This window comes from Pseudomonas sp. P5_B2 (assembly GCF_056400445.1).
Window position 1 is genome coordinate 1 of record NZ_JBFULH010000126.1, and the last position, 10,902, is coordinate 10,902.

Here is a 10,902-nt window from a genome sequence, read left to right on the forward strand (position 1 = left end):
GACCGGGTGAAACCCAACTGGAAACCGACCGCCGTTTGCTGCGGGTTCGCCTGCGACAGATCAAGGGGCGGCTGGAGAAAGTGCGCAGCCAGCGCGAACAGTCGCGACGTGGCCGTATGCGTGCGGATATCCCTACCGTGTCGCTGGTGGGGTATACCAACGCCGGTAAATCCACGCTCTTCAATAACGTGACGAAATCCGACGTCTACGCGGCTGATCAATTGTTTGCCACGCTGGACCCGACCCTGCGCCGTCTGGATTTAGACGATCTGGGGCCGATTGTCCTGGCGGACACCGTAGGTTTCATTCGTCACTTGCCCCACAAGCTGGTCGAGGCATTTCGGTCTACGCTCGAAGAGTCGAGCAACTCCGACCTGTTGTTGCACGTGATCGATGCGGCTGAACCAGATCGCATGTTGCAGATCGAGCAGGTGATGGTGGTGCTGGGCGAGATTGGTGCCCAGGACTTGCCGATCCTCGAGGTCTATAACAAACTCGATTTGCTTGAAGGCGTTGAGCCACAAATCCAGCGCGACGAAAACGGCAAACCCCAGCGGGTATGGCTGTCGGCGCGTGATGGCACGGGTCTGGAATTGCTTGAGCAAGCCATTGCCGAGTTACTCGGCACTGATTTGTTTATCGGCACCTTGCGCTTGCCGCAACGTTTTGCTCGACTGCGTGCGCAGTTTTTCGAAATCGGTGCGGTACAGAAAGAAGAACACGACGAAGAAGGCATCAGCTTGCTGGCCGTTCGCTTGCCACGGATCGAATTGAATCGATTGGTGAGCCGCGAAGGTTTGCAACCGAATGACTTCATCGAGCAACACACTTTGCAATAAAAGCCTGAGAAAGCGGTTGTGCCGTGGTGACAGGCATTCTGTAGCATTGGTCGGCGCGCCGTGGGTGCGTCTTTGCTTTATCAGATGGAGAGCGCTATGGCTTGGAATGAGCCGGGTGGCAACTCGAATAATCAGGATCCTTGGGGTGGCAAGCGCCGCAATAACGGCGACCGCAAGGGACCACCGGATCTCGACGAGGCCTTCCGAAAGCTGCAGGAAAGCCTGAACGGGTTGTTCGGTGGTGGTAAGAAACGTGGTGATGATGGAGGTGGTTCGGGCAAGAGTGGCGGCTTCGGCGGCATTCTTGGCATCGGCCTTGTCGTGCTGGCGGCCGTTTGGCTGTACAGCGCGGTCTACGTCGTCGATGAGCAGGAGCAAGCCGTGGTGCTGCGCTTCGGCAAGTACTACGAAACCGTCGGCCCGGGCCTGAACATCTATTTCCCGCCAATCGACAAGAAGTACATGGAGAACGTGACGCGTGAGCGTTCGTACACCAAGCAGGGGCAGATGCTGACCGAAGACGAGAATATCGTCGAGGTGCCGCTGACCGTGCAGTACAAGATCAGCAACCTGCAGGATTTCGTGCTGAATGTTGACCAGCCGGAAATCAGCCTGCAGCAAGCGACAGACAGTGCCTTGCGTCACGTGGTGGGTTCTACCGCCATGGACCAGGTACTGACTGAAGGTCGTGAGTTGATGGCCAGCGAGATCAAGGAGCGTCTGCAACGCTTCATGGATACCTATCGCACCGGTATCGCTGTTACCCAGGTCAACGTTCAGAACGCAGCGGCACCGCGTGAAGTTCAGGAAGCTTTCGATGACGTGATCCGTGCCCGTGAAGACGAGCAGCGTTCGCGCAACCAGGCTGAAACCTATGCCAACGGCGTCGTGCCGGAAGCCCGTGGTCAGGCCCAGCGTATCCTCGAAGATGCCAATGGTTACCGTGACGAGACTGTCTCGAGAGCCAAGGGTGAGGGCGATCGCTTCACCAAGCTGGTCGCCGAGTATCGCAAGGCTCCTGAAGTCACTCGCGAGCGTCTGTACCTGGACACCATGCAGGAAGTCTTCACCAACACCAGCAAGGTGCTCGTGACCGGCAACAAGAATGGCCAGAGCAATCTGCTGTATTTGCCGCTCGACAAGATGGTTGAAAGTGGTCGCAACACCAGCAGCGCTCCGGTGACGGGCGCGGCAGCCAGCAGCAATGAAGCGAATGCGCGTGCAGCAGCTGATCTGCAACAACAGCAAGCACGTACCAGGGAGAGTCGCTGATGAGCAATAAATCGCTGATCGCCCTTATTGTCGTCGTCGTCGTGGCGATCGCTGCCTGGAACTGTTTCTACATCGTGGCTCAAACCGAGCGTGCGGTGTTGCTGCAGTTCGGTCGCGTAGTCCAGACTGATGTTCAGCCGGGCCTGCATGTGAAAGTGCCTTACGTTAACCAGGTGCGTAAGTTTGACGCACGCCTGATGACGCTGGATGCACCGACACAACGTTTCCTGACGCTGGAAAAGAAAGCGGTCATGGTAGATGCCTTCGCCAAGTGGCGCGTGAAAGATGCCGAGCGCTTCTACACCGCAACGTCCGGCCTCAAGCAGATCGCCGACGAGCGTCTGTCCCGTCGTCTGGAATCGGGCCTGCGTGACCAGTTCGGCAAGCGCACGCTGCATGAAGTGGTTTCCGGCGAGCGTGACGCGTTGATGGCTGACATCACTGCTTCGCTGAACAAGATGGCGGAAAAAGAACTGGGTATCGAAGTCGTCGATGTTCGGGTCAAGGCCATCGATCTGCCGAAAGAAGTGAACCGCAGCGTGTTCGAACGGATGAGCACCGAGCGTGAGCGTGAAGCTCGCGAGCACCGCGCCAAGGGTAACGAGCTGGCAGAAGGCATTCGTGCCGACGCCGATCGCCAACGCCGCGTGTTGCTGGCTGAAGCCTATCGTGAATCTGAAGAGGTTCGCGGTGATGGTGATGCCCAGGCATCTTCTATCTACTCCAAGGCCTACGGCCAGGACCAGGAGTTCTACGCGTTCTACCGTAGCCTGCGCGCCTACCGTGAAAGCTTTGCGAACAAATCCGACGTCATGGTCCTGGACCCAAGCAGCGACTTCTTCCGTTACCTGGAAAAAGCCAAGCCTTGATACCGCGTTGACCTGAATCATCCCCCGCCTGGCGGCTAAAGCTTCGGGCGGGGTGATCCTTTGGGAAAACGTGTGTATGATGCGGCAGCCGGGAAATTCCCGGCTTTTTTGCGTCTGCACGTTTGATTGCTGTTTTCAGGCAGAAGACCGAGTTGAATGACTCGACAGGATTTTCGAGGAAAGTGGTTGGCGAAGCCGGTTTGAGGCTTTTCGCCGTGTCGTTCATGCGCGTGGTTTGCTCATGAGCCGATCATTTTCTGCTTCACTCAAGGCTCGCCCGAGGGCTTGCCGCCCGGATCATAGGGGAATGGCGTAATGGCAACGGTAGACCGCTGGCTGCTGCCAGATGGCATCGAAGAAGTACTGCCACCAGAAGCGGCGCGCATTGAAGTCGCGCGTCGTCAGGTGTTGGATCTGTTCCAGAGCTGGGGTTACGAGTTTGTCGTGACTCCCCATATCGAGTACCTGGAATCCCTGCTGACCGGCGCGGGCTCGGACCTCGATTTGCGTACCTTCAAGGTCATCGACCCGCAATCGGGCCGGCAGATGGGTTTCCGTGCCGACATCACGCCGCAAGTGGCGCGCATCGATGCGCACACCTTGCGCCGCGAAGGCCCGAGCCGTCTGTGCTATGCCGGTAGCGTGCTGCACGCTCAGCCTCGTGCGTTGTCGTCCTCGCGCAGCCCGATCCAGTTGGGTGCCGAGTTGTACGGCGATGGCAGTCCGAGCAGCGATGTGGAAGTCATCAGTCTGATGTTGGCTATGCTGCAACTGGCCGATGTGCCGGATGTGCACATGGACCTCGGCCATGTCGGCATCTACCGTGGCCTGGCCCGCGCCGCCGGTTTGTCCGGTGAAGTCGAGCAACAATTGTTCGATGCGTTGCAACGCAAGGCCATCGACGAGGTCATTACCTTGACCGAAGGCCTGCCTGCCGATCTGTCGGGCATGCTGCGCGCATTGGTTGATTTGTGTGGCGGCCGTGAGGTGTTGAGCGCTGCACGCGAGCGGCTGGCAAGTGCGCCGGAACCCGTTCTGGCTGCTCTGGACGACCTGTTGGCGATTGCCGAACGTCTGTCCGCGCGTTTCCCGGAACTGCCGCTGTACTTCGACCTGGGCGAGTTGCGCGGTTACCACTACCACACCGGTGTGGTGTTCGCGGTGTTCGTACCGGGTGTTGGTCAGTCCATTGCCCAGGGCGGTCGTTACGACGACATCGGCGCCGACTTCGGTCGCGCTCGTCCAGCCACCGGCTTCTCTACCGATTTGAAAACCCTGGTGACCCTGGGGCGTGCTGAAATCGAGCTACCGTCTGGCGGTATCTGGATGCCTGACAGTACGGATGCGGCACTCTGGCAGCAGGTTTGCCAGTTGCGCAGTGAGGGTCAGCGTGTCGTTCAGGCATTGCCTGGGCAGCTTTTGGCCGCCGCCCGTGAAGCGGACTGCGACCGGCAATTGATTCAGCAGAACGGGCTTTGGCAAGTATTGCCGCTGGCTTCTTGAGTTTTCCTGCCGGCCGCCGCCGGCACCAAGTTTGCGCGAATGAGGACAAGTGTTATGGGTAAGAATGTCGTAGTCCTGGGCACCCAATGGGGTGATGAGGGCAAAGGCAAGATCGTTGATCTGCTGACCGAACATGCTGCCGCCGTAGTGCGCTACCAGGGTGGCCACAACGCTGGTCACACTCTGGTGATCGACGGCGAGAAAACCGTCTTGCACCTGATCCCGTCGGGCGTGTTGCGCGAAGGCGTGCAGTGCCTGATCGGCAACGGCGTGGTGGTCGCACCTGACGCCCTGCTGCGCGAGATCACCAAGCTGGAAGAGAAAGGCGTACCGGTGCGCGAGCGCCTGCGTATCAGCCCATCCTGCCCGCTGATCCTGTCCTTCCACGTGGCGCTGGACCAGGCCCGTGAAAAGGCCCGTGGCGAGCTGAAGATCGGTACTACCGGTCGCGGCATCGGCCCGGCGTACGAAGACAAGGTTGCACGTCGTGGCCTGCGTGTTGGCGACCTGCTCAACATGCCGCGCTTTGAAGAAAAACTGCGTGAACTGGTGGATTACCACAACTTCATGCTGGTCGGTTACTACAAAGAGCCTGCCATCGAGTTCGAAAAAACCCTGGCCGAGTGCAAGGAATACGCTGAGCTGCTCAAGCCGCTGATGCTGGACGTGACGGCCGAGCTGCACGACCTGCGCCGCGCCGGCAAAGACATCATGTTCGAAGGCGCCCAAGGTTCGTTGCTCGACATCGACCACGGTACCTATCCGTACGTGACCAGCTCCAACACCACCGCCGGTGGCGTGGCGACCGGTTCGGGCGTTGGCCCGATGTTCCTGGACTACATCCTGGGCATCACCAAGGCTTACACCACTCGAGTAGGTTCGGGCCCATTCCCGACTGAGCTGTTTGACGAAGTGGGTGCGCACCTGGCCAAACAAGGCCACGAGTTCGGCGCTACCACCGGCCGTGCCCGTCGTTGCGGCTGGTTCGACGCTGTTATCCTGCGTCGCGCTATCGATGTGAACAGCATCTCGGGCATCTGCCTGACCAAGCTGGACGTACTCGACGGCCTGGAAACCATCAACATCTGCATCGGCTACAAAGATGCGCAAGGCAACGCCGTTGCCCCGACTGACGCTGACAGCTACGTAGGCCTTCAGCCTGTGTACGAAGAAGTGCCGGGCTGGACCGAATCGACCGTGGGTGCCAAAACCCTGGAAGAGCTGCCAGCCAACGCTCGTGCCTACATCAAACGCGTTGAAGAGTTGATCGGCGCGCCGATCGACATTATTTCGACGGGCCCAGACCGCAACGAAACCATCGTTCTGCGTCACCCGTTCGCTTAATAAGTTCTTGATGTACAACACAAAGGCCCCTTAATTGGGGTCTTTGTCGTTTTATGCCTGCTGGACGGCATGACCTTTGCTGTGATGTTGATTAAAAGCATCGCTTCCAGTGTGCCATCAATTTAATGGCGCCAAAGCAGAGGGATTTTAAGTGTCAGCCGTTCTCTCATTGTTACAAAGTCGTTTGTTGCGGCCTGTGTTCGTTACCTTGGGTATCGCCCTTTTAGTGCAGGTGCTGGTGGCTGTTGCTCTGACCCGGAGCACAGTGACTGCGCTGGAAGCTGATTTGGCTGTGCGCCTGGGCGTCGACAGTCAAAAACTCTCTGGCGAGCTTGAGCAGGCGGGACGTGAGGTCACGTCGAGTCTCGACAACCTTTCAACCAGCACGCGTCAGCGACTCACCGCCGGATTGTCTTCGCGTTTGAAGGATGAGCAGGCTCAGTTGCGCGCGACGCTGGAAAAAGACCTGAAGGACTCCGCCAATGATATGGCGCAGCTTCTTGCCTCGGTCGCCCCCCGCGCCATGTGGGACAGCGACGTTCCAACCCTGTCTGAATTTGCCCGGCGGGCACAGCGTAATCCCAATGTGTTGTTCGTGGTCTACGACGATGCAACAGGGCAGCACCTGACGCGCTACCTGAATCGCGAAAATCCGATCAACAAGGCCTTGCTGGAAAAAGGTCAGGGCGAGCGCGCGCTGGACAAAGTGCTGGATGCGGCGAAGAACGATCCATCGGTTTATTACCTTGAGGCCTCGATCAACCCGAACGGCGTGGAAATCGGCAAGGTGTTGATGGGGGTCTCGACCGCCTCGGTGGAAACTGACCTGGCAGCCCTGGACAAGCGCTTCTCGGCGCTGATTGCCAGCAGTGATCAACTGGTCGGCGACAGCCTCAAGGGGGCGGCGGCAGACAGTGCGGCGGCCATGGGTGCGCGTTTGCAGTCGGCACAGTCCACGGCCTCTGAAATGAAAGCCAATACCGCCAGCACTGTGCAGGAAGCGGCGGCGACCTTGCGCTGGCGCATCGGCATGGGCCTGGCGCTGGTCGGTTGCGGTGTGCTGCTGTTGCTGGCCGTGGTGCTGGGGCGTCGGGTGGTCACCCGCTTGAAGCTACTGATCAGCGCCATGAATGATCTGGCGGCGGGCGAGGGCGACCTGACCAAGCGTGTGCAGATCAACAGCAAGGACGAAATCGGCGATATGGCCTCGGCGGTCAATCGCTTTGTGGATAAGTTGCAACCGATCGTGCGCGAGGCGGGCGATGTGGCTCAGCGTACCGGCGTGGAAATCGGCGCTATGACCCTGCGTAATGCTGGGGCTGACAAGGCGGCGGGAATGCAGCGCGATGAAGTGGCCGAAAGCCTGCGCGCGTTGTCGCGGATGGCTGATGAAGCCCAGTCAGAAAGCCACGCCATGCAAGCGGCGTTGCAGCAGGTGGTGGACATTCGTTCGGCCACTGATGAAAACACCCGGACCTCGGCTAAAGTCGGCAGCCTGATCGAAGCGTTGGCCGGGCAGGTCGATACCGGGGCGAAAGTCATCGAGCGGCTGGCGCAGCAGAGCGAGCAGATTGAAGTGGTGTTGACGGTGATCCATGGGATCGCCGAGCAAACCAACCTGCTAGCACTGAACGCGGCCATCGAAGCGGCGCGTGCGGGCGAGACCGGTCGTGGATTTGCCGTGGTGGCTGACGAAGTGCGGGCGCTGGCGAGCAAGACGCAGAGCTCGACCGGCGACATTCAGGCGCACATCGTTGCCTTGCAACAAGGTGCGCGTGAGGCGGTGGCTGTGATTGGTCAGGCGGGGCGACAGGCCAATGAAGGTCTGCTGGTGTTGCGCGACAGTGCACGGTTGCAGCAGTCGGTGCAGGCGTCGGTCGAGCAGGTGCATGCGGCGATTGGTTTGGCGACTAAGGCCGCCGCGCATCAAGCGCAAGGCGCGCAGGCGGTGCGAGGGCGGGTTGAAACCATTCATGCACAGGCTGAGAAGGCGGCTCAGGCGGTGGTTGAAACCACGGCCAGCGGCAAGGTGCTGGATGGCCTGGCAGCGCAGTTGAAGGCTAGCCTGGGGCAGTTCAGGGCGTAATCGATTGTCCGGACTGGCCCCTTCGCGAGCAAGCCCGCTCCCACAGTGATTGTTGGTGGACACAAAGTGTGTGAACACCTCAAATCAATTGTGGGAGCGGGCTTGCTCGCGAAAGCGGTCTCAACGCCTCAAATACATCCGGGTTGTTAGCAGGTAAACCGGCACCCCCGACACCAAAATCAACAACGCCGCATAAGGCGCCGCCGCCGCAAACTCCACATTCGCGGTATGCGCCCAGACCTCTGTCGCCAAGGTATTGAGCCCGGTCGGACTCAACAGCAGCGTCGCCGTCAGTTCCTTCATCGCATCCAGAAACACCAGCGCGAACGCAGCGCCCAGCGCCGGGAAAATAATCGGCAACGTTACCCGGCAAAACGCGGAGAACGACGTAGCGCCCAGCGTGCGCGCCGCCTCTTCCAATTGCGGTGCAGCCTTGTTCAGGGCGGTGCGAATCGGCGCCTGTGCCAGCGGCAGAAACAGCAGCGCATAAGCGATCAGCAGCAATGCCGAGGTCTGATACAGCGCCGGCACGTAGTGCAGGGCGAAATACACCAGCGTCAGCGCAATCACCAGGCCCGGCAGCGCATGCAGCAGATACGGCAAGCGCTCGGCCCAGATTGCCAATCGGCCTTTGTGGCGCACCACCAGCAATCCCACCGGCACGGCCAGCACCAGGCAGAGCGCTGCACCGCCTAGCGAGAGAGCAAGTGACGACAACAGTGCCTCACTGATCGCCGCTACGGGGAACGCGGCAGAAGAACCGACCGCCAGCCAATACACCAGCATCCCCAGCGGAATGCCGCTGCCAATGATCGCCAGCGTCAGGCAGTAAAGCTGTCCGACACCTGCCCAAGGGCCCAATTGAACCTGTTCCGCCTGTCGCGCCGCGCCTTGGCCGGTACGAACATGCCGGCCCTTGCCGCGAACCCGCAGTTCCAGCCACAGCAGCATCAGGCACAGCGCCAGCAACACCGCCGACAGCATGGCCGCGTTGGCATTGCTGAATTCCAGTTCGAACTGCTGATAAATCGCCGTGGTAAAGGTTTGCAAGCCGATAATCGACAGCGCGCCGAACTCCACCAACATGTGCAGCGCGATCAACAGTGAACCCGCCAGCAATGATGGCCAGAGCAGCGGCAGCGTGATTCTGAAAAACACGCCCCAGCGATTCTGTCCAAGTGTCCGGGCAGATTCTTCAAGAGAGGGGTCAAGATTGCGCAACGTCGCCGCGACTGGCAGGAAGATCAGCGGGTACTTTGACAGCGTCATCACCAGAATCGCCCCCCCCAGCCCTTCGAAATGAGCGCTGAGCGAAACCCAGGTGAAACTGCTGACAAACGCCGGCACTGCAAATGGCAGGCACAGAATCACGCCCCACAAACGACGTCCCGGCAGATTGCTGCGTTCCAGCAGCCAGGCCAGCGACAGGCCGATCACGCCGCAGGCCAGTGTCACGCCAGCCATCAACGCCAACGTATTACGCAGCAGTCCAAGCACATAAGGTCGCCACAGCAAATGCAATGCCTCGGCCCAACCGGCTTGCCAGGCTTTGAGTCCGACATATATCAGCGGCAACAGGCTGAGTACGACCAGCAGCAGAACCGGGAGCAGCAGCCAGATCGACGGCCGCTTGCGCCGTGGCACGTACCCCCCGCGCGAGGCGAGGGTGGATAACGATGCGCTCATTAGTTCAAGCCAACGTCACGTTCCAGGTCCAAGGCTTGTTCGGCATTGCCCAGATCGGCTGGCGTGACGTTGGGGGCTTGCAGTTCGCTGAACGGTTTGAGGCCGCGATCCGACTCCATGCCTTTGTGTAGCGGGTATTCAGCAGTGGTCTGGGTGATTACGCGCTGACCCTCTTCGCTGGCCATATAGGCGAGGAATTGCTGGGCTTCTTGTGGGTGTTTGCTGGATTTCAGCACGGCCGCGCTGGACACGGTGATCAATCCGCCGACGTCACCGCCGGTGAAGTAGTGCAGTTTCGAATCGAGCTGGCCTTTCTCGCGCTGCAAGGCGAACCAGTAATAGTTATTCACCAGTACGGTGGCGACTTCGCCATTCTCCACGGCTTTCAGGGCGACCATGTTGTTGCTGTAGGTTTTGCCGAACGCGCGCAGACCAGTCAGCCATTCTTCCGCTGCATCCATGCCGTGCACTTTGATGATCGCGACGGCCTGTTCCTGAAAGGCCCCGCTGGTAGGCACGAAGCCGACCTTGCCTTGCCATTTTGGATCGGAGAATTCCATCACCGATGTGGGCAGGTCCTTCTCGTCGATCAGCTTGGGGTTAAATGCAACGACCCGGACTCGAGCGGTAATGCCGATCCAGGTGCCGTTGCCTGCTACATATTCCTTGGGTAAGACAGCCAGTGTCGCGTCGTCGGTCTTGGCCAGCAGCCCTTGCTCACCCAGCTTGTTCAGCGGTGGAGACTCTTCGGTGTAAATCACGTCGGCGGGGGAGCGGTCGCCTTCTTCCACGATCTGGCTGGCGAGCTGGTTGCTGCTGCCCTTGCGCACGTTGACGTGGATGCCGGTCTTCGCTTCGAAAGCCTTGGCGATGGCGTCGCCGACTTCCTTGTGTTGACCGTTATAGAGTGTCAGGGAAACCGGATCGGCGGCTTGGGTGAGGGGGGTGGCGAGTGCCAGGCCGAGGAGGGTAAAGGTCAGGCCGCGGCGCAGGGTATTTCGAAACATCATTCGCAGGGTTCCTCACAGTCGCATTGCAAAAACTTGCAACAATGATAAACGATATTGTTTCTCATGTGCGCCTTGCGGGAGTGGGAAGTGGCTGCTGGAGCGGCTGGCACAGCACCTGTAGCAGCTGGCGAAGCCTGCGTTCGGCTGCGCAGCRGTCGTAAATCCTGAGCGCGCGGATTTCCTGAAACACCGCATCACTCGATTTCACGACTGCTTCGCAGCCGAACGCAGGCTTCGCCAGCTGCTACAGGTGCTGTGCCAGCCGCTCCAGCAGCCACTTCCCACTCCCGCAA

Annotated in this window: 8 protein-coding genes; 6 read left to right on the top strand and 2 right to left on the bottom strand. The window is 59.6% G+C overall.

Annotation, left to right across the window (positions count from 1 at the left end; all coding sequences use genetic code 11):
* From hflX to AC1DRJ_RS12825, 6 genes are all read left to right on the top strand, one after another.
* The coding region (hflX, locus tag AC1DRJ_RS12800) for a GTPase HflX (RefSeq protein WP_477802470.1) at positions 1-839 on the top strand (839 nt) is incomplete at its 5' end.
* 96 nt (positions 840-935) lie between these two features.
* Positions 936-2,111, top strand: coding sequence for an FtsH protease activity modulator HflK (hflK, locus tag AC1DRJ_RS12805; RefSeq protein ID WP_477802471.1), 1,176 nt, complete (start codon positions 936-938; stop codon positions 2,109-2,111).
* Positions 2,111-2,980: a protease modulator HflC gene (hflC, locus tag AC1DRJ_RS12810; protein ID WP_477802472.1), complete on the top strand. Its 870-nt coding sequence runs from the start codon at positions 2,111-2,113 to the stop codon at positions 2,978-2,980. Before hflK ends, hflC begins: the two co-directional genes overlap by 1 nt.
* 315 nt (positions 2,981-3,295) lie before the next feature.
* Positions 3,296-4,483: an ATP phosphoribosyltransferase regulatory subunit gene (locus AC1DRJ_RS12815; protein ID WP_477802473.1), complete on the top strand. Its 1,188-nt coding sequence runs from the start codon at positions 3,296-3,298 to the stop codon at positions 4,481-4,483.
* A 54-nt stretch (positions 4,484-4,537) separates the two neighbouring features.
* Positions 4,538-5,827, top strand: coding sequence for an adenylosuccinate synthase (locus AC1DRJ_RS12820; RefSeq protein ID WP_477802474.1), 1,290 nt, complete (start codon positions 4,538-4,540; stop codon positions 5,825-5,827).
* 151 nt (positions 5,828-5,978) lie between these two features.
* Positions 5,979-7,913 carry a methyl-accepting chemotaxis protein gene (locus AC1DRJ_RS12825; RefSeq protein ID WP_477802475.1) on the top strand — a complete coding sequence of 645 codons (1,935 nt, stop codon included), beginning with the start codon at positions 5,979-5,981 and terminating at the stop codon, positions 7,911-7,913.
* A 120-nt stretch (positions 7,914-8,033) separates the two neighbouring features.
* Here the strand turns inward: AC1DRJ_RS12825 and AC1DRJ_RS12830 are convergent, their stop codons facing one another.
* Together AC1DRJ_RS12830 and AC1DRJ_RS12835 are read right to left on the bottom strand one after the other, a co-directional pair.
* Positions 8,034-9,599: an ABC transporter permease gene (locus AC1DRJ_RS12830; protein ID WP_477802476.1), complete on the bottom strand. Its 1,566-nt coding sequence runs from the start codon at positions 9,597-9,599 to the stop codon at positions 8,034-8,036.
* Positions 9,599-10,609: an iron ABC transporter substrate-binding protein gene (locus AC1DRJ_RS12835; protein ID WP_477802477.1), complete on the bottom strand. Its 1,011-nt coding sequence runs from the start codon at positions 10,607-10,609 to the stop codon at positions 9,599-9,601. The genes AC1DRJ_RS12830 and AC1DRJ_RS12835 overlap by 1 nt, the downstream gene beginning before the upstream one ends.
* Between the last annotated feature and the right edge of the window lie 293 nt (positions 10,610-10,902).

What these genes read in the sequence shown, in the direction of transcription:
- hflK (WP_477802471.1), top strand. Translation starts at nt 936, where the DNA reads ATGGCTTGGAATGAGCCGGGTGGCAACTCGAATAATCAGGATCCTTGG.
- hflC (WP_477802472.1), top strand. Translation starts at nt 2,111, where the DNA reads ATGAGCAATAAATCGCTGATCGCCCTTATTGTCGTCGTCGTCGTGGCG.
- AC1DRJ_RS12815 (WP_477802473.1), top strand. Translation starts at nt 3,296, where the DNA reads ATGGCAACGGTAGACCGCTGGCTGCTGCCAGATGGCATCGAAGAAGTA.
- AC1DRJ_RS12820 (WP_477802474.1), top strand. Translation starts at nt 4,538, where the DNA reads ATGGGTAAGAATGTCGTAGTCCTGGGCACCCAATGGGGTGATGAGGGC.
- AC1DRJ_RS12830 (WP_477802476.1), bottom strand. Translation starts at nt 9,599, where the DNA reads ATGAGCGCATCGTTATCCACCCTCGCCTCGCGCGGGGGGTACGTGCCA.
- AC1DRJ_RS12835 (WP_477802477.1), bottom strand. Translation starts at nt 10,609, where the DNA reads ATGATGTTTCGAAATACCCTGCGCCGCGGCCTGACCTTTACCCTCCTC.